Below are 25224 nucleotides of genomic sequence, written 5' to 3'. Positions count from 1 at the left end.
CTGTGTTTCTGTTTTATATTTTATAAATTCTAAAAACGACAGATGATTTCATGTTTTCTGTCTACTTTTTGAATCGTATCTTCAAAATTAACGAAATTTAATCTTAAAAATTTTAATTCTCATTCAAATCATCAAAGTGTTATTAGAAAATATCGTGCCAAAACTAATTTATCAGTTAAAATTGTTGTCCAATAATAAAATGTGTTTCCCAATTTCCAGCAGATCCTGGCTGTCCTGGAATGTCATCAAAACGACGTCCAAAGTCGATACCTAATAAACCAAATGCTGGCATAAAAATACGAACACCCAAACCAGCTGAACGCTGAAGGTTAAACGGATTAAAATCTCTAAAACTATTAACTGATGAACCACCTTCCATAAAACCTAAGGCATAAATCTTGGCTGAAGCTGCTAATGTAATAGGATAGCGTAACTCTAATGAAAACTTGTTATAAATACTTCCACCGTCTCTGGTAGAAAGGGATTGATTTGGATAACCTCTTAGCTGCACAACTTGTCTGCCATCCAAAGCAAAGTTTCCTAAGCCATCACCACCAACAAAGAAACGTTCAAAAGGAATTACCCCTCTATCATTATTATAGGCACCTAAAAAACCAAACTCCACACTTGGCCTCAGTACTAAATCATTTTTACCCACCTTTGCAAGAGATGTATACCAATCTGCCTTGAAGTTAATTTTATAAAACTCTAGCCATTTAAAACGTTGTTGGTCTATTTCTGTATTTCTAGCATTTGCAGCTATTCTGTCTGCTTCAGGTTGAGAAGAGTCATTTATAATTAATGTATTCGCATCTTGCTCATCCTTTAACTCAGAATAATCAACGCTATCAAACAAAGAATACGGTGGAGAAAATTTACCCGTTATTGAAAAATTTGAACCCCCAGTTGGGAATATAGGATCTACTCTTGTATTATTTCTTGATAAACCAACAGTATAGGATAAGGTTTGTGCACTACCATTACTGAAACTAAACAAGCCAATGTTATAGTTGTTAATGTCATAATGTTGATAACTTACAGATTGCGATAACGTAAAATAATCATCAGGTACAGATAAACGTTTTGCTAGTCCAAAAGTGATTCCCGTAATATTAAAACTTTGATTTTTATCAGGCCTTCTGCTTAAAGGGTTAAATCTAAATTGTTTTGAATGAGATAGTGAAGACGAAAACTGTACAGGACGTTTACCTCCTAACCAAGGCTCTGAAAATGAAAAGCTATAGGTTTGAAAAAATTGACTTGCTTGTAAACGTAATGCTACTTTTTGACCATCTCCCATTGGGATCGGTCTGTAAGCCTTTTTATTAAATATATCTTTTATAGAGAAATTATTGAAACTTAACCCAAGAGTACCAATAAAACCACCACCACCATAACCACCTTGTAATTCTATTTGACTAGATCCAGTTTCTTTAACTGAGTATTCCATGTCAATAGTACCTTCGTTTGGGTTTGGGTTATTAAAATTAGGTGAAATTTCTTGAGCATCAAAAAAGCCTAGTTGTCCTAATTCACGAACTGTACGCACCACATTGGCTTTACTGTATAATTGTCCAGGACGCGTTCTTAACTCTCTATATATTACGTGGTCATTCGTTTTGTCATTTCCAGTAACAGATACATTATTAAAATAGGCAGGCTTTCCTTCAGAAACACGAATTTCCATGTCAATAACATTATTATCTGCACTGACTTCAACTGGGTTTATAGATGAAAACAAATACCCATTATTTTGGTATAAATTCGCAATGTCATCACCATCAGGTTTTGTGTTATCTTGAATGCGTTTTTCGAGCAATACTCCATTGTAAGTGTCTCCTTTGTTAATTCTTAGATACCTATTCAATTGTCTGTCTGTGTAAATAGTATTACCAATAAATTTGATGTCTCCAAATTTATAAAGTTCCCCTTCTTCTAATTTAATATGAATTGAAATAGTTTTATCATCATTTACACTAATACTATCAGAAATTATACGAGCATCACGATAGCCGTTTTCAGCAAATTTATCCACAACACTAGATAAATCTGCCTGATATGCAGAATCAATAAATTTAGAACGTTTTAAAATTCGTAATCGATTGATTTTTTTAGTGCTCTTCATTGCTTTTCTGAGTACCTTTTCTTTTAAAGCAGTATTTCCTTCAAAAGTAATATCTTTAATTTTTACTTTTTCACCCTTATCTATAGCAACTACCATATTAACTCTGGCTTTTTCTATGGTATCTTTTACTTCAATGGTGTTTATGTTAACCTTAGTATTGTAAAAACCATCTTTTTTATACTTCTTAACTAAAAAGTTTTTTGTAGTAGTGATAAGGTTTTCGGTAACTTTTGTTCCTTTTTTTAGTTTATTGTCATTTATAATACCTTCAATTTTACCTTTTTTAACACCGGTGACTTTTACTTCAAGTAATTGTGGCAAATCGGATAAGTGAATTTCTAAGAATGCCGAGTTACCTTCAATATTTTTAAGGTATATTTCAATATCACTAAAAAGTTTTGAGTTCCAAAGTTTTTTTATAGCATTTGCAATATCTTCTCCTGGAATGGTAATTTCATTGCCTTTTCTTAAACCAGAATATGCGACTATAGTTTGTTCGTTAAAACTAGTGTCTCCAGAAACAGAAACACCACCTAAAGTGTATTTTTTACCATTATCGTATTGTATGTCCTGCCCATAACCCGTGAAGCTAAACGCAATAATTACTATTGCAATACATTGTTTTAAGTTCGTTTTCAATAAAAATGTATTAGCTAAGTTGTTCACTTGTTTTCCCAAATCGTCTTTCTCTTTTTGATATTCTATAATAGCTTTATACAAATCTTGTTTTGTAAAATCTGGCCAAAGTGTATCAGTAAAATACAATTCGGCATAAGCTATTTGCCAAAGCAAAAAATTACTAATACGTTGCTCTCCGCTTGTTCTAATAAGCAAGTCTACGTCTGGTAAATTTTGCGTGTAAAGATGCTTATTTATAATTGATTCATCAATATTTTCGGGCGAAATTATGTTATTTTTAACTTTATTGCTAATTTCTTTAACGGCGTTTAACAATTCTTCCCTAGAACCGTAGCTTAATGCCAAAGTTAACGTCATTCTGCTATTGGCTTTTGTAGAGTTCATAACATCTGTTAACTCTTTGTATACTTGCTTTGGTAGTAAATTTAAGTTGCCAATAGCTGTTAGTTTTATGTTGTTGTCTTGAAGTGTCTTTATTTCCTTTTTTAATGAAGAAATTAATAACTTCATAAGGGTTTTTACCTCTAATTTTGGTCGTTTCCAGTTTTCGGTAGAAAATGCATAAAGTGTTAAATTATTAACACCTAATTCTGCACATGTTTCAACAGCTTCTCTAACAGATTTAGTACCGTTTTCATGACCAAAAGCTCTTAGCATGCCTTTTTGCTTTGCCCACCTACCATTACCATCCATTATAATAGCGATATGCTTGGGTAAAGCTTTAAGGAGTATATTGTCTTTTAAATCCATTAGTTGACGCAATAACAGGGGTTTTGACCAAAGGTGTAAGTTAAGGTAATTCCAGAAAATACATACCAATCATTATTATTTATATTCCCAAATTGAAAAGATTCTCTAAATTTTGCATCAGGGATATTGCCATCAATTTCATCTGTGAATGTAAAGCGAGCACCAACTTCAGCTCCTAAAATAAAATTTTCTATAAAACGCATTTTGAAACCTAATGTCATTGGTATGCCCCATGCCCAACTTTTACTATTTTCAGAAGTAAGAACACCACTATTAAAGTAATTATTATCATGGCTAGCAATACTTATCCCAGTATATAGGTATGGTGTTGCTACAGGCTTTCTATTATGTAAATTAAAGTCTAAGAAGGTGAATTCCATACCTGCTGATACTTCAAAGATATTGGTATTAAAGCTATAACTACGTTGTTGACGTCTTGGATCGTCTGAGTTAGTATCTACGCCTTCAAGCTCACTAAAAATCATAGTTATTCTGTAAGAATGTCTCGCACTTCTGTTCCATTTATAAATACCACCAAAAGCTGATTGATTAGGTGAAATATAATCGGTTGCGCCAACATCTCCAATAAAGTTACTCCCTCCTACAAAAATACCAATTTCATTGATTTGAGAGAAACTTAATTGCACTGTTAACATGCTAATAATTAATAGGTTTACGTACCGCATAGCCATTTAAAGTTTGCAAATATAATAAATAAGATGAGCCTATTACAATTTGAATTGAATAGTATGAGTGTAAAACTGAATTTATAGTGAATTATTGCGTAGTTAATTGCGGTTGTCTTCTCCCCAAAGCATTTTTTTACGGAGTGTTTTTAAAAAGCTTTCATCTAATAAATCAATCATTTTTATTTTAAAGTCTGCTTTTCTAATTGTGATAATTGTATCATTATCTAAAGTCGCAATTCTTGAATCTAGAGATATTAAATGTTGCTCTTCACGACCGCTTACTTTTAGTTGAATTTCAGTAGAATCTGGAATAACTAAAGGTCTTGCGCTTAAATTATGCGGTGCTATAGGTGTTAAAATAAATGTATTCGCACCCGGAGTAATTACTGGGCCGCCACAACTCAGAGAATAGCCAGTAGAGCCTGTAGGTGTGGAAACTATTAAACCATCACTCCAATAAGAAGTTAAGTATTCATCATCTAAAAGTGTTTCAACAGTTATCATAGAAGTAGTGTTTTTTCTGCTGACTGCAACTTCGTTAAGTGCAAAATTTACTTCTAAAATATCTTTGTTTTCGGGAGAAGTTTCAACAGCCAACAAACTACGCTCTGAAATTTTATAGCGACCGTCTATGATATTCTGAATTGCTTTTTCAATATCTTCAACTTGTATAGTGGCTAAAAAGCCTAATCGCCCTGTATTTATACCAACTATAGGAATGTCAAGTTGCATTACAAACATAATGGCACGCAAAATAGTACCATCACCACCAATACTTATTAATAAATCATACGATTCATCTAAATCATCAAAAGTTTTAAAAGTATCGTAAAATGCTCTTTTTGAAGAGACGGATTTTATAAGTTCTGAAAATTCGGCTTCAATATAGACTTCAATATCTTTTTTTGACACATAATTTAGTAATGTATCTACCGAAGTCAATGTGTATTTATTATTGAAACGTCCAAAAACGGCAATTTTCATGTGTTTGTTTTTATTAATTTTCAGTTGCTAAACACCTTAAATGTTTAGGTATCTATTTAAATAATCCGATCGATCTTTTAAGCTTTGCGTAAAACTATCTTCTTCATGACCAGATGCAATATTATAGCTGTAGCGTCTAAAAGTTTGTATTATGTCATTTAAACTACTATTGCCAATTTTAAGGGTGACTTGTACAATGTCGTTTTGCATTTTTGAAACAAATGCCCCTAAAAGCTTACCGTTATTAGATTCTACAATTTGGCTAATTTCACTAAAAGAATAATCGTTAATACCTTTTTCAACTACTAAAATACCTCCAGCTTCATAGAAAAATGGTGATTCGTTAAATAATCCTATAACATCATTAAGTTCATAATAGCCAAGATAATTACCTTGTTCATTTAAAATAGGCATAATATTCGCAGAGTTTTGAGCAAAAGCTTCTAAAACATCTAGCCACATGGTTTTTTCTTTTACAAAGAAATCTTCAATGGCATACAAGTAGTCTTTAACAGTTTTATTACTTTCAAAGCAATGCACATCGGTTTCAAAAAAAGTACCTAAAAACACGCCGTTTTCATCTTTAATAGGAATATGAGAATAGGTAAGCTGGTTGAAAAGCTGTTGCAATTCACTTATTTTACTGTCACTACTTAGTGGTTTTATATCATTTATAATGAATTCTGAAAGTTTCATATTGAATACTTGTTGTATTGCAAATTAATCAAAAAAATAGCATTTAAGCCTGTTCTACTTTGTATTTTTGTTGTTTAAATTATAATTTGATGACAAAGTTAAGTGTAAATATCAATAAGATAGCAACATTAAGAAATTCGAGAGGTGGCGAAGTGCCAAATGTGGTGGATTTTGCAAAAGATGTGCAACGTTTTGGTGCGGAAGGTGTTACTATTCATCCAAGACCAGATGAGCGCCACATTCGTTATCAAGATGCGAGAGATTTGAAACCAGAAGTTTACACCGAATATAATATTGAAGGTAATCCAGTAGCATCATTTGTAGATTTAGTATTAAGCGTAAAACCTACACAGGTAACTTTGGTGCCAGATGCAGAAGATGCTATTACAAGTAATGCAGGTTGGGATACTGTTAAACATAAAGACTTTTTAGTTGATGTGATTGCAGAATTTCAAAGTAATGGCATCAGAACTTCAATTTTTGTAGATCCAGTTTTAAAACAAATAGAAGGTGCAAAAGCTACAGGAACAGATCGCATTGAATTATATACAGAAGGATTTGCGCATCAATTTAGTTTGGGGAATAATGAAGGCATAAAACCCTATACAGAAAGTGCTATTTTAGCAAATGAATTAGATTTAGGTATTAATGCAGGTCATGATTTATCGTTGGATAATATTCAGTTTTTCAAAGAAAACATTCCTGACCTTTTAGAAGTATCTATAGGACATGCTCTAATTGCCGAAAGTTTATATTTAGGTGTAGAAAATGTAATACAAATGTATTTGCATAAGTTGAAATAAGTTTTTACCAGTATTCAATAATCATTAATTACACAACAGTTTTCCTTCTCATGGAGGGATTAAGGGAGGTTTTATGATATTACATTCAAATATTTTAGGAACAGGGAAACCATTAGTAATTCTACATGGGTTTTTGGGGATGAGTGATAATTGGAAAACTCATGGCAAAAACCTGTCTGAATTAGGTTTTGAAGTCCATTTAGTAGATCAGAGAAATCACGGACATAGTTTTCATGCAGATGAATTTAGTTATGAAGTACTTGCAGAAGATTTAAAAAATTACTGTGAAGCTAAAGAAATAGACGATATAATCCTCTTAGGGCATTCCATGGGTGGAAAAACAGCAATGTTATTTGCTACTGAATATCCGGAGTTAGTTTCAAAATTATTAGTCGCAGATATTTCACCACGTTTTTATCCTGTGCATCACGATGCAATTTTGGAGGGATTAAGTGCTCTAGATTTTGAAGTGATTAAAAATAGAGGAGCGGCCGATAAAGCTCTAAGTGCATATGTTTCAGACCTCGGAACTAGAATGTTTTTGCTTAAAAATTTGTATTGGGTAGAAAAAGGACAATTAGGTTTACGCATAAATCTAGAGGTTTTAAAAAATGAAGTTGCTGAAGTTGGAGAGTCATTACCGAGTTATGCAAGGTTTGAAAAAGACACCCTATTTTTACGAGGAGATCGCTCTGAATATGTAGGGGTTGGCGATGAAAGGATCATTAAAAATCATTTTCCAAAGTTTGAAATTGTAACAATCAATAATGCAGGACATTGGTTACATGCTGAAAATCCAAAAGATTTTTTTGAAGCTGTTGTTGAGTTTGTACAATAAATTATTTTGTACTTTTAAGATAAAATATAAATTAATATGAATCTAATAATCAGACTTTTATTGAACGCCATCGCCGTATTCGCATTGGCTCACATTTTAACAGGTGTGCAAGTTGATAACTATATTACAGCAATTATCGTTGCTTTAGTACTTGCAGTTTTAAATCTTTTAATAAAACCACTTTTAGTTATTTTAACCTTACCAGTAACCATAATTACTTTAGGCTTATTTCTACTGGTAATTAACGGATTAATAATTCTACTAGCTGATAAATTTATAAATGGGTTTTCTGTAGATAGTATCTGGTGGGCAATTTTATTTAGCATCCTATTATCTATACTACAATCGCTTTTGCATTCTTTATTAAAAAAAGATAAAAAATAGTCTCAAAACCAAGTAGTTAAAAACTTTGTTGGGTGGTAAAAAATATTGTATTTTTGCCACCCAATTTTAGATACACTAATTATAGTTATAAGAAATGAATATTACAAGAGAAAACGTAGATGCATTAAATGCGGTAGTAAAAGTTGATATCGCTAAAGAAGATTACAGCGATACAGTAGAAAAAATCTTAACAGATTACCGTAAAACAGCAAACATTCCTGGGTTTAGAAAAGGACATGTGCCAATGGGGATGGTAAAAAAACAATACGGAAAAGCTGTTTTGGTTGATGAGGTTAATAAATTACTTCAAGATGCATTAAATAAATATTTAACTGAAGAAAAGTTAGATGTATTAGGGCAACCTTTACCAAAGACTCAAGATGAAATAGATTGGGATGCTGATGGTTTTTCTTTTGAATTTGAATTAGGGTTAGCTCCAGAATTTGATGTAGAATTAAAAGGAAAAAAAGCTATCACTCATTATAATATTGTTGCTGATGATAAAATGATTAATGAGCAAATAGAGCGTATTCAAAAACAGTACGGAAAATTAGTATCTCAAAATACTGTTGAAAAAGACAGCGAGGTTACAGGGGTTTATGAAAATACTGAAGAAGATATTGATAACACAGTAACTTTAACATTAGATAAGTTTAAAGGTAAATCTACCGCTAAACAATTTGTTGGTGCTAAAGTTGGAGACGTTATTGTTTTAAAAACAAAAGGGCTTTATGAAGATGATCACGAGTTAATGCATGCGTTAAAAGTAGAGCACGATAAAGCTCACGGTTTAGATATTGAAGTGTCTTTCACAATAACAGAAATTAATAAAAGAGAATTAGCAGATTTAGATCAAGAATTGTTTGATAAATTGTTTCCTAATAAAGAAGTAACTTCAGTAACTGAATTAAAAGACAAGATTAAAGAAGATGCTGAAAAACAGTTCGTGCAGCAATCTGATCAAAAACTTTTAAATGATGTTACTGAGTATTTAGTGGATACCACAAAGTTTGATTTACCTGCTGAGTTCTTAACTAAATGGATGCAAACTGCTGGAGAGAAAGAGATGGATGAGGAACAAGCTAAAGATGAATACGAAAAGTCTGAAAAAAGCTTACGTTATCAGTTAATTGAAGGTAAGTTGATTGAAGGTAACGGTATTCAAGTAACGATAGATGATATAAAAGATCATGCTAAAGAAATGATCAAAGGACAAATGGCTCAATTTGGACAAATGAATCCTTCAGACGAAGAACTTGACGGAATAGCTGCTCGTGTTTTAGGAAACCAAGACGAAGCACGTAGAATTTCTGAACAATTAATTAGTCAAAAATTGATTGAATTATACAAAGAAAAAGCAAACTTAAAAGTAAAAGAATTAAGTTACGAAAACTTTGTTAAAGAAGTTTACGGCGATAAATAATCAAATAATAATTCATTATATTTATGCGCTTAAATCGTCAAGATTTAAGCGCATTTTTGTCTAATAAAAAAGTTTTTTAAACATAAAATAGTATTCACTTTGGTGTAAATCAAGGAGATAATCTAAAAAATATAGAAACCTACTATGGATTACGGTAAAGAATTCGAAAAATTCGCAATAAAAGATCAAGGCATTAGTAGCACGTACTACAATAAAATTATTAGTAGCATGTATCCTACTAATTTAACGCCAAATATCATTGAAGAACGCCAAATGAACATCGCTATTTTTGATGTATTTTCACGTTTAATGATGGATCGTATTATATTTCTAGGAACAGGAATTAACGATCAGGTGGCTAATATCATTCAAGCACAATTATTGTTTTTAGAAAGTACAGATGCTTCAAAAGATATTCAAATCTATATCAATTCTCCAGGAGGAAGTGTATATGCTGGTTTGGGTATTTATGATACCATGCAGTTTATCAAACCAGATGTTGCAACTATTTGTACAGGAATGGCGGCTTCAATGGGAGCTGTATTGTTGTGTGCTGGAGCAAAAGGAAAGCGTAGTGGTTTAACGCATTCTCGTGTTATGATTCATCAACCAATGGGTGGCGCACAAGGTCAAGCAAGTGATATAGAAATTACTGCAAAAGAAATTTTGACGTTAAAAGAAGAGCTTTATAAAATCATAAGTAAGCATTCAGGTCAGGATTACGACAAAGTATATGAAGATAGTGATAGAGACTACTGGATGAAAGCTGATAAGGCTAAGGAATACGGTATGATAGACGAGATTTTAGCTCGTAAATAATTTTTTTGTACTTTTATAAGTTCAAAAATCAAAAATGTGAGTAGTGAAACTACGCACTTAAAATATAACGATTAATGGCAAAAGAAGAATTAGAATGCTCGTTTTGTGGCAGGAAAAAACCCGAAACCAACTTATTGATTGCTGGTCTAGATGCTCACATTTGTGATAGATGTATAGAGCAAGCTCACGGTATTGTTTTGGAGGAATCTAAGCAAAACGATAGCAATGATTTATCTGCTGAATTAAAACTTAGAAAGCCACAACAAATCAAATCGTTTCTTGATGAATACATAATTGGACAGGAAATGACTAAAAAAGTCATGTCTGTTGCGGTTTACAATCATTATAAGCGTTTGTTACAACAACCTTCAAATGATGATATTGAAATCCAAAAAAGTAATATCATTATGGTTGGTCAAACAGGTACAGGTAAAACCCTGATGGCAAAAACTGTTGCTAGAATGCTTAATGTGCCTTTGGCTATTGTTGATGCAACCGTGCTTACTGAAGCGGGGTATGTTGGAGAAGATGTAGAAAGTATCTTAACGCGTTTGTTGCAAGCTGCAGATTATAACTTAGAAAAAGCCGAAAAAGGAATCGTTTTTATTGATGAAATTGATAAAATTGCTCGAAAAAGTGATAACCCGTCTATAACTAGAGATGTTTCTGGAGAAGGCGTACAACAAGCTTTATTGAAACTTTTAGAAGGTACTGTTGTAAATGTCCCACCAAAAGGAGGAAGAAAACATCCAGACCAAAAATTTATAGAAGTAAATACTGAAAATATTTTATTTATTGCTGGTGGTGCTTTTGATGGTATTGAGCGTGTTATTACTAAACGTTTAAACATGAAAGCTGTTGGTTATGCTGCGTCAATGTCTGATGAGGTTATAGATCAACAAAATTTACTACAATACATTATTCCAAAGGATTTAAAAGATTTTGGGTTAATTCCTGAAATTATTGGTAGACTTCCAGTATTGACATATATGGATCCGCTAGATGCTAAAACATTAAGAGCAATTCTTACAGAGCCTAAAAATGCTATCATTAAACAGTATAAAAAACTGTTTTCTATGGATGAAATAGAATTTACTATTACGGATGGTGCTTTAGAGTTTATTGTAGGTAAAGCTATTGAGTATAAGCTTGGAGCAAGAGGATTACGTTCGTTATGTGAAGAAATTTTAACTGATGCCATGTTTGAATTGCCAAGTAGTAATGACAAAAAGCTGAATGTTACCAAAGCGTATGCTGAGGATAAATTATCTAAGACAACACTTAAGAAATTGAAAGCGGTGTCGTAGATTTTAAATTAATAATCTATTAAAGGGCATTCTGTTTATTCAGAATGCTTTTTTATTTTTGATAATATTTTAAATGTAATATGTATGTGTAGGTTTTTATGGAATATTTTCAGATTTAAAAAACCTAAAGAAGAGCAAGACCCTATGAAGAAATTTTTAATTGTTGGTTTGGGTAATATAGGCGATAAGTATGCTGAAACACGCCATAATATAGGTTTTAAGGTTTTAGATCATTTTGCCAAAAAAGAAGACTTTTCTTTTGAAACGGAGAAGTTGGGGGCTATTGCTGCTTACAAACTGAAAGGTAGGACTTTTGTTTTTTTGAAACCGAGTACGTTTATGAATTTGAGCGGAAAAGCAGTTTCTTATTGGTTAACAAAAGAAAAAATTCCTTTAGAAAACCTTTTAGTTATTACTGACGATTTGAACCTTTCCTTTGGGAGTATTCGCTTAAAAACAAAAGGAAGCGATGGCGGACATAATGGCTTAAAAGATATTCAACATACATTAAATACAACCAAATACAATCGTTTTAGATTTGGGATTAGTGATGCTTTTAACAAAGGCAGACAAATAGATTATGTTTTAGGAGAATGGACAAATGAAGAAAATGACAAGCTTCCAGAACGCCTTGATAAATCTATAGAGTTAATTAAATCTTTCGTGCTCGCAGGTATAAACAATACCATGAATACTTTTAATGGGAAGTAATTTAATAATATCTCTTTCCTATTTTATAACTATTTTATGAGTATAAGTTTTATTTGTATCATACACGTTTAAAAAGTACATGCCAGCTTGTAAATGATCAAGATTAATGCTTTTTGTAATTCTTGATGCGCCACTAAATGTTTCAGTATGAATAAAACGACCTCTCATATCAAAAACTTCAAGTTTTAGGTTGCGTTCATCAGTATTAGTACTTGTATTCAGTTTAATGTTAAACTTTCCATTGTTTGGATTTGGAAAAACACTAAATCCAACAAATGTATCTTCAATTAATTCAAAAGAAGTAATACAAAACTCTAAAGACCAATCATTGAGTGTGCCTTCATCACCTTCAAAACCATCTGCAATAGAAAGCGACCAGTTGCCTTGACTATCCAGACCTTCAAAAGTACTCAAGGAGTTAGCAGGAATAAAAGTTCCTGTTGTTGGTGACGCACAATTCACACTTGTAGCATCATCATCAAAAGTAATATCAAAATCTTCATAACCCGTATCTCTAAAGCAGTTTTCAGACCAAAGGGTTGAAGTAGTCCCGTTAGGATGTTGCAGAGTAACAATTAAATCACTTATAAAACTATGAGTAATATCAACATTGGCTTTAATGCTGCTTAATGTTCCTGAATTTGGTACATTTATAATATTTGAAGTGGTTTGACCATCTAAAATGGATAAACCTAAATCTTGGCTAGACACATATTGTTCTTCACAAATTGTAGTAACCTCATATCCAATAGCAAAATCTACTGAGTTTACGGCGTAATAAATATTATTAACAGGTACAATCATTATTCTACACATAGGTGCAGCTATATTAGGTACGATGATGCTTTCCGATCCATCGTTAGGAGTATTGTTCGCTAAAACAGTATTAAAAGTTACACCTGCATCGGTTGATAATAGAATATTAACGTTTGATGTGTTTATGCCATTGGCATCAGTTCCTGCAACATCCCATGTAATAGTTTCAGTTGAGTTTTGTAACCAACTAATATCCGAAGTAGCTTGAGAGGTTATTGCAAAAGGACCAATAGGGCTTGAAGAAGAGCCAGCTCTAACTTGAATTTGCATTGTATCATAACTAGACTGACCTACACTATTGCTCATAGGGTCTCTGTCTCTAACAGTTAATGCCCAATTTAGTGTTCTTGTTATAGTTGAAGCAGTTTCCCAATCACTACCTAATCCTGGATTAGTTTGCGTAATTCTTCCATTTAAAACACTACTGAGTCTAGGGATATGCCTGTCTGACGAAGTTGAAGGCGGTAGAGATCTATTCATGGAACCATTATTTATGGTTGGGCCAAAATTATTATTATCTACTCTTCCGCTATCAGTTTGTTCCCAGCAATACGTATGTACATCGCTACCATCAGCATCAGTAGCAATGCCTTTTAAGATGTAAGGTGTTCCAGCGGGAATTATAAAATCACTTCCGGCATCAGTACTAGGAGGGTTATTAGTTATAGCTTCAGTTGATTGACAATTTTTTGTAGCTAGATTGTCTAATATTTGTTTAATACTGTGAAAGTGAAAATAAGGATCACTATTGGTTGCTACATTGTCTTCTCCTTGTAAACCTGCATAAGCCATAACTGTTGTGCCGCTTCCTGGTTCAGAGTTTACGCCAGTACCTTCAGTATCAAATGCCCATGTATGGTTAGCTCCCATTTGATGCCCAATTTCATGAATTACATAATCCAGATCAAAAGAATCACCTTCTGGTCTTGCATCTGGTGGAGAAGTAAAAGCACTACCTTTAGAACTATTTTCACATACACAGCCTATACAACCAGCAAAACCTCCACCGCCATCGTGACCAAATAAGTGACCAATATCATAAGCTGTATTGCCAATAGTTGACGTTAAGGTGTTTTGTAATTGTAAACTCCATCCATTGAGATTGTTAAAGTTACTTTCATCGGTGCCTACACCTGCATCAGAATAAGGGTCGGTAGTTGCATCAGTAAAAATTATTTCGGTAGCATCAACCAATTCAAAAGTAATAGCCATGTCTGCTTCAAAAATAGCGTTTACTCGAGTTAATGTAGCGTTTATTCCAGCTAAAGCACCACCAATGGTGCCTCCATGGTACGCTGTGTATTCTCCTGTAACTGATATGGCAATTCTAAACTTTTGAAGTATTTTATCGTTTGCACCACCTTCGTCTGTCAAAATAATGTTAGATTTTGATGCTTCACTTTTTAAAGCATCTAAAGTACCACATCTAAAGGCTTCTGATGTTTTGGTTTTACTGTTTTTTTGATAAACTACATATTCATTTGCACCTTTTTTTAAGGGTTGCATAAATACATCAGGTTTATTTAAATATGAAATCATAGTTTGCACTCCTTCTGGAGATACACTCATACTTAATCGAGCACCAGAGCCGTCAAGCGCATAGCCTTTGTAAGATTTTATATGCGGAAATTTAGCAGCAAGTTTAGGAGAAAAAACTGAAGATTCAATTACGTTAAACGATTTTAACGTTCCGTTTTCAACAGGGATTTTTAAAATGCTAGAATTACTTTTTTGCAAAAAAATTTGATACAGCGTTAAGGTTTTGTTGAAATAACGATGAATTCAAACTAAAATACTGCACTTTTGATGTATTCAGATTTAAATCATAAATAGTTTTAGTTTCAGTAGCGTTTTTTATAGCTTTCCAAGCAGAATTTTGTCCATGAAGAGAAAATACAACTAAAAATATTGCAAATGAAAAAACATAATGTAGTTTTGTTTTCATAACTATTCTAGGGGCTTTTAGTAACAAATCTAGCTTATTTCGATGAAATTAACAATTTTAGGCATTTATGGGTAAAACTATGAAAATTGAATCATATAAATCTAAAGTTCCCACGGTGGTAACCATTGGTACTTTTGATGGGGTTCATATTGGTCATCAAAAAATAGTAAAGCGTCTTATTAACCTTGCTAATGAAGAACGTTTAAATTCTGTGATTCTTACTTTTTTCCCGCATCCGAGAATGGTTTTACAAAAAGATTCAGACATAAAATTGATAAATACTATAGATGAGCGTAGCGAAATTTTAGAACATTTAGGGCTAGATTATTTACTGATAAAAAAGTTTACCATAGATTTTTCAAGACTATCTGCTGAAGAATTTGTAAAACAAATTTTAGTTGATAGACTGAATGCGAAAAAAATAATTATTGGTTACGATCATAGGTTTGGTAGGAATAGAAATGCTGATATTGATGATTTAATTAGGTATGGGGAAGCGTTTGGTTTTGAAGTAGAAGAGATTTCGGCTCAAGATATTAATGATGTCGCCGTTAGTTCTACAAAAATTAGAAAGGCACTTTTAAATGGCGAAATTATTAAAGCCAATAAATATTTAGGACACCCCTTTATGTTAACAGGAACTATTGTTAAAGGTAAAGGTATTGGAAAGCAATTAGGTTATCCCACGGCAAATTTAAACATAGAAGAGAGCTATAAAATTATTCCAAAGCAAGGTTCCTATGTGGTAAAATCGATAATTAATGGAGAACAGATTTTCGGTATGATGAATATTGGTGTTAATCCAACTGTTAACGGTAAAAAGGAATCTATAGAGGTTCACTTTTTAATTTTAATGAATCCATATACAATCAAAAAATTCAAATAGATATTTTAGAACGTATTCGTGATGAAGAGAAGTTTCAATCTATTGAAGCATTAAAAGATCAATTAAAAAAGGATCAATTATTTTCACTAAATTTTATAGAAAATCATCATGCTAAATAATTGGTTGTTTAGACATATTGATAATTCACAATTAGTAATTTTTAGAATCTTTTTTGGGGCACTTTGTTTTTTAGAATCTTTTGGAGCCATTCTTACAGGTTGGGTACAAAAGACATTAATAGCACCTAAATTTACATTTTCATTTATAGGTTTTGAATGGTTACAACCATTGGAAGGCAATGGCATGTATATCTACTATATTGTTATGAGCATATTTGGGTTGCTTATCATGATGGGCTACAAATATAGAATAAGCATTATAGGTTTTACACTACTTTGGTCAGGAACGTATTTAATGCAAAAATCATCATATAACAATCATTATTATTTATTGATGTTGATTAGTGCGATAATGGTTTTTATGCCTGCAAGTAGAGACGTTTCTATTGATGCAAAGTTAAATAAGTCTATTAAAACAAACGCAATGCCAAATTGGTGTAAACTCGTTTTTATTCTACAATTATTTATAGTTTATACTTATGCATCGGCAGCAAAATTATATCCAGATTGGTTAGATGGAACTGTCTTAGAGGTGTTAATGCGAGGAAAAAAATATTATCTAGTTGGCGAATTATTACAAGAAAAATGGTTGCAGCAAATATTAACTTATGGAGGTATTCTTTTTGATGGCTTAATAATTCCTTTTTTACTTTGGAAACCAACAAGGAAATGGGCTTTTATAGTGTCTATTGGATTTCATTTATTTAATTCAATAATATTCCAAATAGGTATATTCCCTTATTTAGCATTAGCATTTTATTTGTTTTTCTTTCCGCCTAAAACTATTAGAAATATTTTTCTCAAAAAGAGAGGTTTTTATAATGAAGATGAAGTGAAATTTCCATTATTCAAGAATGGTTTTATTGTGCTGTTTTCAATTTATTTCTTAATTCAAATCGTATTACCGTTGCGTCACCATTTTTTTAAAGATGATGTTCTTTGGACTGAAGAAGGACACCGACTATCATGGCGCATGATGTTGAGAGCAAAAAACGGATTGATAACTTATAGAATTGTGGATAAAAATTCCGAAGAAAATACTATTATTAATCTAGATGATTATCTCACAAAAAAACAACAACGAGGTGCAAGTACAAAACCTGATGTAATCTGGCAGTTTTCAAAACATTTAAAAGAAGATTTTAAAGCAAAAGGTAAAGATGTCGCTGTCTATGTAGATTGTAGAGTGAGTTTAAATGGGAAGCCACTACGAAGATTAATAAATCCCGATATTGATATTGCGAGTTTACCTTGGCAACCCTTTAAGCATAACGATTGGATTTTGCCCTCTAAAAAGAATTAAATCATTAAATTTGTGGCTTAAATTTTAGAAACATGCTACAAGTCCCATTTATAAAAGAAAATAAAAAAGTTGTAATTGAACGTTTAACAAAACGTAACATTGATGCTGCTAAAATAGTAGATGAAGTTATTACTTTAGATGAGAACAGGAAAAATTTACAAGCAAAACTAGATAATACACTAGCAGAGTCTAATTCAATTTCTAAAGAAATAGGATTCTTATATAAATCGGGAAAAGTAGCGGAGGCTAATGTTTTAAAAACCAAAACGGGAGAGCTTAAAGAAACATCAAAAACACTTACAGATAGTCTAAATGAAACTATTGATAGCCTAAAAAATTTATTGTTTCAAATTCCAAATGTACCTCATGAATCTGTGCCTGACGGAGTTTCAGAAGCGGATAATGAAGAGATTTTAAGAGAAGGTGATATTCCAAAATTACATAAAGATGCTCTACCTCATTGGGAACTAGCTAAAAAATACGATATCATAGATTTTGAGCTTGGTAATAAAATTACTGGTGCTGGTTTTCCTGTTTATAAAGGAAAAGGTGCAAGATTGCAACGAGCATTAATCGCTTATTTTTTAGATAAAAATACTGAAGCTGGTTATACAGAATATCAATTACCACATTTGGTAAATGAAGCTTCCGGGATTGGTACAGGACAATTACCAGATAAAGAGGGGCAAATGTATCATGTAACAGAGGATAATTTGTATTTAATACCTACTGCAGAAGTGCCTGGGACAAATATTTTTAGAGATGTGGTTTTAAATGAAGCCGATTTACCTGTCGGAATAACTGGTTATACTCCGTGTTTTCGTCGTGAAGCTGGAAGTTATGGCGCTCATGTAAGAGGTTTAAATAGGTTGCATCAATTTGATAAAGTTGAGATTATTAGGGTTGAGCATCCAGGCAAATCTTATGAAGCTTTGGATGGTATGGTAAATCATGTAAAAGCCATTATAGAAGAGCTTAAATTGCCTTATAGAATATTACGTTTATGTGCAGGAGATACTTCTTTTGCTTCAGCTTTAACATACGATTTTGAAGTCTTTTCTACAGCTCAAGATAGATGGTTGGAAGTGTCTTCGGTTTCTAATTTTGAAACTTTTCAAGCTAATCGTTTAAAACTAAGGTTTAAAAATGCTGATGGTAAAAATGAATTGGCACATACATTAAATGGTAGTTCTTTAGCGTTGCCAAGAATTTTAGCAGGTATTTTAGAAAACTACCAAACAGAAGAGGGTATAGTGATTCCAGAAGTACTTCGTTCTTATACAGGTTTTGATATTATTTGATAGAATATTCTTTCAAATAAATAAAAATAATCGATAAAATACATTTTTTTAATGTTGTTTGACGATTTTTAGTGGGTTTGCTTGGTGTTTTTTGTGATATTTCAGAATATAGCATAACCAAAATCAATTAACCTACTTAACCATGAAGAATGTAAAGCGCTTAGTTTTGCTTATTGCACTTATTTTTATCGCAAGTAAAGTTTTGTTTTCAGATTTTAGTTTAGAAAAATCTGAAAATGAAACGATAGCGGTTGTGAAAAAATAATCTTTTTTACACATCTTAAAGGCTGTCCCCAATCGAGTGATATTGTCGTTATTAATAACGATGGTTTAGTTAATAGAACATTAATTTTGGTTGGTTATGCCCGAATGTTTTATTTCGGGCATTTTTTAGTTTTGGTATCACTTCTCTTAAAACCACATTTTGTTATCTTTACCTTATGAGATTGATAACTTTTTTATACTTATTTACGTCAACAATACTGTTTGCTCAAAATGATGCTGCTGCCAAAGAATACTTTAAAAATGGCGATTTTGAAAAGGCATTGTATGAGTATAAAAAACTATATGCTAAGTCGCCTTCAAACATTAGTTATATCAAACAAATTATAGATTCGCATCAACAATTGGAGCAATATCAAGAATCTGAAGGTTTTTTATTGAAAATTATTGGTAGAACAAATTACCCAGCGTTTTATGTGGATTTGGGGTATAATTACCAATTAAAAAACAACTTAGAAAAAGCAGAGGAGAACTATAATATTGCCATAAATAGTCTTTTGGTAAGCCCAAATAATGCATTTTCAGTTGCACGTAGTTTTCAAAATTATTCACTTTTAAATAAAGCTGCCATAACATATGAGAAAGCGATGGAGCTTAAGCCGACGCTAAATTTGAAATTACCACTAGCAAAAATTTATGGAGAACAAGGTGAGATTGAGAAAATGATGCTCAATTACATCGATTTTGCAGAGAAAAACCCTATTTCGTTGAGCAATATCAAACGGGCTATAAGTGATTTTATAAGTGAAGATGGATACAACGAAAGTAATGTCGTTTTAAGGAAACTACTTATTAAAAAAATACAACAAGCACCTAATGTACTGTGGAATGAAATGTTGAGTTGGCTTTTTATTCAGCAAAAAGATTTTAGTAAAGCATTTACACAAGAGAAAGCTATTTATACGCGCCAACCCGAAAGTTTATCGCGTATTATAGATCTTGGCAAGATTGCAAAGCATGAAGGTAACATAGAAATAGCGCGTTCAGTTTTTAGCTATGTAGTTGAAAAAGCACAAGATATTGATACCAAATTATTGGCTTATTACGATTTGTTACAGATTGAAATTAATAAAAGTGATGCCAAATCTCATAAGGAATTGCAAAGTAAATTCTTAGAATTATTCAATACTTATGGCACATTCTCTCAAACTTTAGAATTGCAAATTGCATATGCACATTTTCTAGCATTCCATATGAATCAAACCAACAAAGCTACTGCTTTTTTAGAAGATGCCTTGAAATTACCGCTTAACGATATGCAAAAGGCCGAAATAAAGTTAGAGCTTGGAGATATTCTTGTGCTACAAGAAAAATTCAATAAGGCATTAATTTATTACACTCAAATTCAACGTAATTTAAAGAATAGTACAATTTCTCAAAAGGCACGTTTTAAAGTAGCAAAAACGAGTTATTATAAAGGAGATTTTAAATGGGCTGAATCTCAACTTAAAATTTTAAAATCTTCTACGTCTCAACTCATAGCAAATGATGCACTAGATTTAAAACTATTAATTTCTGATAATAAATATGAAGATTCGCTTCAAACAGCGTTGAAATTATATGCTAAAGCAGATTTGTTGGCATTTCAAAATAGGAATGATGAAGCCATCGTAATTTTAGATAGAGTTTTAAAAGAACATAAAACGGAACCAGTTATTGCTCAAGCTTTATACAAACAAGCACAACTTTTTGAAATTAAAAAACAGTATGATAACGCAGCAGAGAACTATCAAAAGGTTATTGATAATTATAAAGATGGTATTTTAATTGACAACGCTATATATTCTTTAGCTGAATTGTATATGACGCATTTAAACATACCAGAAAAAGCTAAAACCTTGTACAAAGAGATTGTTTTTGTACACGCAGATAGTATTTATTTTATTGAAGCCAGAAAGAAGTTTAGAAAACTTCGAGGAGATGCCATTAACTAAACAAAATAGAATTTATGGTCTTTGATTATAATGAAATTATTGGTTTTGCAGCAGCAACGCTTTCCACTATAGCATTTTTACCTCAAGTTTATAAAACTTGGAAAACAAAAGATGTTTCCAGTTTATCTCTTCCAATGTTGATTTTGTTTTTTATTGGTATTGTGTTGTGGCTTATTTATGGCTTTTTAAAACATAGTCCGTCCATGATTTTTGCCAATTCAATAACTGTAATTTCTGCAATACTCTTACTTTATTACAAAGTTACCTATTCAAAAAGATAATTACTATAATGGCTTTTTAGTGCTTTTTAAGAGGGTATCTTAAATTCCTAGTAAATCGATGTGATTTATTGAATTTATAAATTATTGTTAAAATTGGTATTGAAAATTCATAAAAAAAGCTATTTCATTGTTTATTTTCAATTCAAATTTTTAATATTGCACCTCTTAATAAATCTATTCTTATGAAAATTGGTGTTCCTATTGAAATTAAAAATAACGAGAATCGAGTTGGTATGACACCTTCAGGTGTTTTCGAATTAACTAAAAGAAATCATATTGTATTTGTGCAAAAAAATGCAGGTTATAATAGTGGTTTTCCTGATGAAGATTATGTAGATGCAGGTGCGACTATTCTTGAAACTATTGAGAAAGTGTACGATGCTGCTGAAATGATTGTAAAGGTTAAAGAGCCTATTGAAAAAGAATATGGTTTAATAAAAGAAGATCAAGTTGTTTTTACATATTTTCATTTTGCTTCTAGCGAAGTATTAACGAAAGCAATGATTGATAGTAAAGCGGTTTGTATTGCTTATGAAACAGTTGAGGATAATGATGGTGCTTTACCATTATTAATACCAATGTCTGAAGTTGCAGGACGTATGTCTATCCAACAAGGTGCAAAATATCTAGAAAAACCAATTATGGGTAGAGGTATTTTATTGGGCGGAATTCCGGGTGTGCCTCCAGCAAAAGTTTTAATTTTAGGAGCTGGTATTGTTGGACTGCAAGCTGCACGTATGGCTTCTGGATTAGGGGCTAATGTGTTTATTCTAGATATAAATATGAAAGCTTTACGTCATGTAAGTGAAGTAATGCCGAATAATGTTATTAGTGAATTTTCAAGTGAGTATAATATTAGAAAGCATATTGTTGATTCCGATTTAATTATCGGAGGTGTATTGATAAAAGGAGCAAAAGCCCCCAAATTAATCACTAAAGAAATGTTGAAAGATATGCGCCCGGGGACTGTTATGGTTGATGTGGCGGTAGATCAAGGCGGTTGCTTTGAAACTACAAAGCCAACTACACATCAAGACCCCACATATATTATTGATGATGTTGTGCATTATAGTGTTGCAAACATGCCAGGAGCAGTACCTTATACATCAACAATGGGATTGACTAATGTAACTTTGCCATATGTTATAAAACTAGCAAATGATGGATGGAAGAAAGCTTGTAATGATAATGGATCATTAGCAAAAGGACTAAATATTGTAAACGGAAAAATTGTTTATAAAGAAATTGCTGAAGCTTTCGATATGGAAATGTCTTAAGGATTTTATGAGTTTATGATTGAAGTGTCTAAGTACTTATAAATTAAGTTTTAGACGCTTTTGTTTTTATCAATATCGATAATATCTTTAGCTGACAAAAATTCAGTTTTATATATTGGTGTTATTTTTGCTACCTTTATTTTAAATATTAGATTATGACAGGTTATTATATATTAATAGGTGCTATTTCTATTGTCAGTTGGTTGGTAAGTAGTCAATTAAAAGGAAATTTGCTAAATATTCTAGAGTGCAACTGAGGAATGGAATGAGTGGGGCTGAAATTGCTGAAAAGATGTTGGCAGATCACGGTATTACCGATGTTAGAGTTATATCTACTCAAGGACAATTAACTGATCATTACAATCCAAGAGACAAAACCGTTAATTTAAGTGAAGTTGTATACAATCAACGTAATGCTGCGGCAGCGGCTGTTTCTGCTCACGAAGTTGGTCATGCTGTACAGCATGCTACGGCATATAGTTATTTAACTATGCGATCTAAATTAGTTCCAGTTGTACAAATTACCTCTAGTATGTCTCAATGGGTTGTGTTTGGAGGTGTTGCGTTAATGGCTTCTAATGCTATGGGAGTTATGGGTAAATGGGTAGCTATAGCAGGTTTAGTTATGATGAGTTTTGCAACCTTATTTAGTGTAATTACTTTACCTGTTGAATATGACGCAAGTAATAGAGCATTGGCTTGGTTAAAAAATAAAAATATGGTAACACCTGATGAGTACAAAGGGTCTGAAGATGCATTGAAATGGGCTGCTAGAACATATTTAGTTGCTGCACTTGGAGCTATTGCATCCTTACTATATTGGGCATTGAGAGTGTTCGGGGGAGTAGACAATAACATTAAAATAAATAAAATATAATTATGGATAATAATATTGAAAATCAATTTCAAACAAAAGCACTAGTAGGTCATTTAACCAATGAAGCACAAGTTGCATTTTATAAAAAAACATATGCGCATGTAGCCGGGGGTGTTTTAGTATTTGTTCTATTCGAATATTTATTACTTCAAAGTGAAACTATTGTTGATTTCATGTTGTCCATGACTGAAGGATGGCGATGGTTAATTATGCTAGGTGGCTTTATGTTGGTAACTAATTATGCAGAAAAAATGACTCTAAAAACTCCAGACAAAAACATGCAGTATTTAGCTTATGGAGTTTATATACTAGCGGAAGCATTAATATTTGTTCCGTTAATTTATATCGCTGCTTTTTACATGGAATCTGGTCCAGAAATTTTAAACCAAGCAGCAATAGTTACTTTGGCTTTGTTTACAGGGCTTTCGGCTGTAGTTTTTGTCACAAAAAAGGATTTTTCATTCTTAAAAACTGGTTTAACTGTTGGTTTCTTTATAGCTATAGGTTTAATTATTGCAGGTAGTTTATTTGGATTTAATTTGGGCTTATGGTTTTCGGTTGCTATGTGCTTATTGGCTGCTGGTTCAATTATATATCAAACATCTAATTTGGTACATAAATATACAAGAGATGATTACATTCCTGCAGCTTTAGGGTTATTTGCTTCATTGATGCTTTTATTTTGGTATGTACTTAGTATTTTTATGTCTAGAGATTAACCTCAAAAAATAAATTTATTATAAAGCTCTGAATTCGTTCAGGGCTTTTTTGTTACTTTACATGCTTTAAAATTAGAATGAAAACACCACAATCCTATTATAGAGAACATTCAGAAAAATACCAATCTGAAGTTAAAAGGTTGTACAAGCAAATGACTACCCTGAGTATGTTTAGGTTGATTGTTTTTGTTGCCGTAGCATTTGGTATATATGCGTTTTTTAACCAATGGCAAATAGCTCTTTTAATTGGTGTTTTTGGCGTTGCTATATTTATTTATTTCTTATCAAAATATACCGACGTAAAACGACAAAGAGATTTTAATAAAGCTTTGGTAGTACTAAATGAAGAAGAAATAAAGATAGCTTCAGGCCATTTTTATGATAGGGCAGATGGGAATAAATTTCAGGATCCAAATCATTTCTATAGTTTAGATATTGATTTGTTTGGTCGTGGCTCTTTCTTTCAATTTATAAACAGAACAACTATAAACGAAGGTACACTAAAACTGGCTGATAGTTTAAAAGCAAATGCTATTAACGATGTAGAGTTGCGTCAAAAAGCCATAGATGAATTGGCTTCCAAACCTAATGGCGACAGTTTTATTCGGCAAATGCAAGTTTGGTTCACGTGGAAACACCCGCTAAAATTATCCTAGCTTGGTTAAATAATTATAAATCGTTTTTGCCTAATGTAATGCGGTGGTTGCCTTTGGTATTCACTTTAGGCACCCTATTATTAGCTGTGCTTACTTACCTTAGTATTATTTCAAATCAAAGTATTATTGGCTATTGGTTATTCTTAGGTTTAGGAATTACTGGGGTGTATGTGAAAAAAATTAACGAATTGTCATCCTATACAGATAAAGTTAAAGATACGTTTCGTCAATACTCCCAGGTGTTAGATTTAATAGAAAATGAAACGTTTACCTCAGAATTACTAAAGCAGAAACAGAATAAAATTAAATCTGATGACGAAAAAGCATCTATTGTTTTTAAAAAATTATCAAAGTCGTTAGATGCTTTAGATAACAGAAATAATATTATAGGTGCAATTTTTGGCAACGGATTCTTTTTAACGGATATAAAGCATAGTTTTAGTATTGAAAAATGGATAGGGCAATATGGCGATAAAGTTTCAGATTGGTTTGAAGTCGTATCCTTTTTTGATGCTTATAATTCTTTAGGTAACTTTACATTTAACCATCCTGAATTTGTTTTTCCAGAGATTAAAACAAACGCTTCTGTAATAAAAGCAACAGCTTTAGGTCATCCTTTATTAAACAAAAAAAGCGTGTTGATAGTAATCTAATTATAGA

General features: G+C 32.1%; 22 protein-coding genes and 3 pseudogenes. 18 read left to right on the top strand and 7 right to left on the bottom strand.

Features of this window, described 5'->3' with window-relative positions:
• Positions 1–175: 175 nt before the first annotated feature.
• The 5 genes and pseudogenes from AC0L5U_RS12210 to AC0L5U_RS12190 form a co-directional block, all read right to left on the bottom strand.
• On the bottom strand, positions 176–2803 hold the full coding sequence (locus tag AC0L5U_RS12210) for a BamA/OMP85 family outer membrane protein (protein ID WP_473418284.1): 2628 nt from the start codon (positions 2801–2803) through the stop codon (positions 176–178).
• A 54-nt stretch (positions 2804–2857) separates the two neighbouring features.
• Positions 2858–3457: pseudogene (gene uppS, locus AC0L5U_RS12205) on the bottom strand (polyprenyl diphosphate synthase); the annotation flags it as partial.
• Between the two features lie 56 nt (positions 3458–3513).
• Complete coding sequence (gene porG, locus AC0L5U_RS12200) at positions 3514–4170, bottom strand: type IX secretion system protein PorG (protein WP_473416677.1); 657 nt, start codon at positions 4168–4170, stop codon at positions 3514–3516.
• A 132-nt stretch (positions 4171–4302) separates the two neighbouring features.
• On the bottom strand, positions 4303–5187 hold the full coding sequence (locus AC0L5U_RS12195) for an NAD kinase (protein WP_473416676.1): 885 nt from the start codon (positions 5185–5187) through the stop codon (positions 4303–4305).
• Positions 5188–5223: 36 nt separating this feature from the next.
• Positions 5224–5883 (bottom strand): CBS domain-containing protein, encoded by a 660-nt coding sequence (locus AC0L5U_RS12190; RefSeq protein ID WP_473416675.1) that lies wholly within the window; start codon positions 5881–5883, stop codon positions 5224–5226.
• A gap of 89 nt (positions 5884–5972) precedes the next feature.
• Here AC0L5U_RS12190 and AC0L5U_RS12185 point away from each other — a divergent pair, with 89 nt between their 5' ends.
• From AC0L5U_RS12185 to pth, 7 genes are all read left to right on the top strand, one after another.
• Positions 5973–6686: a pyridoxine 5'-phosphate synthase gene (locus tag AC0L5U_RS12185; RefSeq protein ID WP_473416674.1), complete on the top strand. Its 714-nt coding sequence runs from the start codon at positions 5973–5975 to the stop codon at positions 6684–6686.
• A 73-nt stretch (positions 6687–6759) separates the two neighbouring features.
• Positions 6760–7524: an alpha/beta fold hydrolase gene (locus tag AC0L5U_RS12180; protein WP_473416673.1), complete on the top strand. Its 765-nt coding sequence runs from the start codon at positions 6760–6762 to the stop codon at positions 7522–7524.
• Between the two features lie 36 nt (positions 7525–7560).
• Entirely contained in the window at positions 7561–7908 is a 348-nt protein-coding gene (locus tag AC0L5U_RS12175) for a phage holin family protein (RefSeq protein ID WP_473416671.1), read from the top strand.
• Positions 7909–8002: 94 nt separating this feature from the next.
• On the top strand, positions 8003–9331 hold the full coding sequence (gene tig / locus AC0L5U_RS12170) for a trigger factor (protein WP_473416670.1): 1329 nt from the start codon (positions 8003–8005) through the stop codon (positions 9329–9331).
• Between the two features lie 144 nt (positions 9332–9475).
• Entirely contained in the window at positions 9476–10150 is a 675-nt protein-coding gene (gene clpP / locus AC0L5U_RS12165) for an ATP-dependent Clp endopeptidase proteolytic subunit ClpP (RefSeq protein ID WP_473416669.1), read from the top strand.
• Between the two features lie 74 nt (positions 10151–10224).
• Positions 10225–11457, top strand: a complete 1233-nt coding sequence (gene clpX, locus AC0L5U_RS12160) for an ATP-dependent Clp protease ATP-binding subunit ClpX (protein WP_473416668.1) — start codon at positions 10225–10227, stop codon at positions 11455–11457.
• Between the two features lie 84 nt (positions 11458–11541).
• Positions 11542–12168 carry an aminoacyl-tRNA hydrolase gene (pth, locus tag AC0L5U_RS12155; protein ID WP_473416667.1) on the top strand — a complete coding sequence of 209 codons (627 nt, stop codon included), beginning with the start codon at positions 11542–11544 and terminating at the stop codon, positions 12166–12168.
• 18 nt (positions 12169–12186) lie between these two features.
• On the opposite strand, the gene AC0L5U_RS12150 is transcribed toward pth, so the two are convergent.
• Together AC0L5U_RS12150 and AC0L5U_RS12145 are read right to left on the bottom strand one after the other, a co-directional pair.
• Positions 12187–14721, bottom strand: a complete 2535-nt coding sequence (locus tag AC0L5U_RS12150; RefSeq protein WP_473416666.1) for a zinc-dependent metalloprotease — start codon at positions 14719–14721, stop codon at positions 12187–12189.
• A complete protein-coding gene (locus AC0L5U_RS12145; protein ID WP_473416665.1) occupies positions 14708–14929 on the bottom strand; it encodes a hypothetical protein in 222 nt (73 codons plus the stop codon). Before AC0L5U_RS12145 ends, AC0L5U_RS12150 begins: the two co-directional genes overlap by 14 nt.
• Positions 14930–14996: 67 nt before the next feature.
• On the opposite strand from AC0L5U_RS12145, the pseudogene AC0L5U_RS12140 reads away from it, so the two are divergent.
• From AC0L5U_RS12140 to AC0L5U_RS12090, 11 genes and pseudogenes are all read left to right on the top strand, one after another.
• A pseudogene (locus tag AC0L5U_RS12140) lies at positions 14997–15934 on the top strand (bifunctional riboflavin kinase/FAD synthetase).
• The gene (locus tag AC0L5U_RS12135) at positions 15924–17237 is read left to right on the top strand and encodes an HTTM domain-containing protein (protein WP_473416664.1); all 1314 of its coding nucleotides are present in this window, start codon (positions 15924–15926) and stop codon (positions 17235–17237) included. Before AC0L5U_RS12140 ends, AC0L5U_RS12135 begins: the two are co-directional and overlap by 11 nt.
• Before the next feature lie 32 nt (positions 17238–17269).
• Entirely contained in the window at positions 17270–18538 is a 1269-nt protein-coding gene (gene serS, locus AC0L5U_RS12130; protein ID WP_473416662.1) for a serine--tRNA ligase, read from the top strand.
• A 142-nt stretch (positions 18539–18680) separates the two neighbouring features.
• On the top strand, positions 18681–18803 hold the full coding sequence (locus tag AC0L5U_RS12125; RefSeq protein WP_473416660.1) for a hypothetical protein: 123 nt from the start codon (positions 18681–18683) through the stop codon (positions 18801–18803).
• Between the two features lie 175 nt (positions 18804–18978).
• Positions 18979–20754, top strand: coding sequence for a tetratricopeptide repeat protein (locus AC0L5U_RS12120; RefSeq protein ID WP_473416659.1), 1776 nt, complete (start codon positions 18979–18981; stop codon positions 20752–20754).
• 14 nt (positions 20755–20768) lie between these two features.
• Positions 20769–21035: a SemiSWEET family sugar transporter gene (locus AC0L5U_RS12115; protein WP_473416658.1), complete on the top strand. Its 267-nt coding sequence runs from the start codon at positions 20769–20771 to the stop codon at positions 21033–21035.
• Positions 21036–21217: 182 nt separating this feature from the next.
• Positions 21218–22312: an alanine dehydrogenase gene (gene ald / locus AC0L5U_RS12110; RefSeq protein ID WP_473416657.1), complete on the top strand. Its 1095-nt coding sequence runs from the start codon at positions 21218–21220 to the stop codon at positions 22310–22312.
• Positions 22313–22467: 155 nt separating this feature from the next.
• Positions 22468–23189 (top strand): annotated as a pseudogene (locus AC0L5U_RS12105) (zinc metallopeptidase).
• 2 nt (positions 23190–23191) lie between these two features.
• On the top strand, positions 23192–23908 hold the full coding sequence (locus AC0L5U_RS12100; RefSeq protein ID WP_473416656.1) for a Bax inhibitor-1/YccA family protein: 717 nt from the start codon (positions 23192–23194) through the stop codon (positions 23906–23908).
• Positions 23909–23985: 77 nt separating this feature from the next.
• On the top strand, positions 23986–24564 hold the full coding sequence (locus AC0L5U_RS12095) for a hypothetical protein (RefSeq protein ID WP_473416655.1): 579 nt from the start codon (positions 23986–23988) through the stop codon (positions 24562–24564).
• Positions 24537–25217: a hypothetical protein gene (locus AC0L5U_RS12090; protein ID WP_473416654.1), complete on the top strand. Its 681-nt coding sequence runs from the start codon at positions 24537–24539 to the stop codon at positions 25215–25217. Before AC0L5U_RS12095 ends, AC0L5U_RS12090 begins: the two co-directional genes overlap by 28 nt.
• The last annotated feature ends 7 nt before the right edge of the window (positions 25218–25224 follow it).

The organism is Jejuia sp. G7-7, assembly GCF_055808955.1.
Note: the sequence above shows the minus strand (reverse complement) of the source record. Positions and strands in the feature narration are given on the sequence as shown.

Excerpts from the sequence above, each read along its gene's own strand:
- porG (WP_473416677.1), bottom strand. The coding sequence starts at position 4,170 with ATGTTAACAGTGCAATTAAGTTTCTCTCAAATCAATGAAATTGGTATT.
- AC0L5U_RS12195 (WP_473416676.1), bottom strand. The coding sequence starts at position 5,187 with ATGAAAATTGCCGTTTTTGGACGTTTCAATAATAAATACACATTGACT.
- AC0L5U_RS12190 (WP_473416675.1), bottom strand. The coding sequence starts at position 5,883 with ATGAAACTTTCAGAATTCATTATAAATGATATAAAACCACTAAGTAGT.
- AC0L5U_RS12185 (WP_473416674.1), top strand. The coding sequence starts at position 5,973 with ATGACAAAGTTAAGTGTAAATATCAATAAGATAGCAACATTAAGAAAT.
- AC0L5U_RS12180 (WP_473416673.1), top strand. The coding sequence starts at position 6,760 with ATGATATTACATTCAAATATTTTAGGAACAGGGAAACCATTAGTAATT.
- AC0L5U_RS12175 (WP_473416671.1), top strand. The coding sequence starts at position 7,561 with ATGAATCTAATAATCAGACTTTTATTGAACGCCATCGCCGTATTCGCA.
- tig (WP_473416670.1), top strand. The coding sequence starts at position 8,003 with ATGAATATTACAAGAGAAAACGTAGATGCATTAAATGCGGTAGTAAAA.
- clpP (WP_473416669.1), top strand. The coding sequence starts at position 9,476 with ATGGATTACGGTAAAGAATTCGAAAAATTCGCAATAAAAGATCAAGGC.
- clpX (WP_473416668.1), top strand. The coding sequence starts at position 10,225 with ATGGCAAAAGAAGAATTAGAATGCTCGTTTTGTGGCAGGAAAAAACCC.
- pth (WP_473416667.1), top strand. The coding sequence starts at position 11,542 with ATGTGTAGGTTTTTATGGAATATTTTCAGATTTAAAAAACCTAAAGAA.
- AC0L5U_RS12145 (WP_473416665.1), bottom strand. The coding sequence starts at position 14,929 with ATGAAAACAAAACTACATTATGTTTTTTCATTTGCAATATTTTTAGTT.
- AC0L5U_RS12135 (WP_473416664.1), top strand. The coding sequence starts at position 15,924 with ATGCTAAATAATTGGTTGTTTAGACATATTGATAATTCACAATTAGTA.
- serS (WP_473416662.1), top strand. The coding sequence starts at position 17,270 with ATGCTACAAGTCCCATTTATAAAAGAAAATAAAAAAGTTGTAATTGAA.
- AC0L5U_RS12125 (WP_473416660.1), top strand. The coding sequence starts at position 18,681 with ATGAAGAATGTAAAGCGCTTAGTTTTGCTTATTGCACTTATTTTTATC.
- AC0L5U_RS12120 (WP_473416659.1), top strand. The coding sequence starts at position 18,979 with ATGAGATTGATAACTTTTTTATACTTATTTACGTCAACAATACTGTTT.
- AC0L5U_RS12115 (WP_473416658.1), top strand. The coding sequence starts at position 20,769 with ATGGTCTTTGATTATAATGAAATTATTGGTTTTGCAGCAGCAACGCTT.
- ald (WP_473416657.1), top strand. The coding sequence starts at position 21,218 with ATGAAAATTGGTGTTCCTATTGAAATTAAAAATAACGAGAATCGAGTT.
- AC0L5U_RS12100 (WP_473416656.1), top strand. The coding sequence starts at position 23,192 with ATGGATAATAATATTGAAAATCAATTTCAAACAAAAGCACTAGTAGGT.
- AC0L5U_RS12095 (WP_473416655.1), top strand. The coding sequence starts at position 23,986 with ATGAAAACACCACAATCCTATTATAGAGAACATTCAGAAAAATACCAA.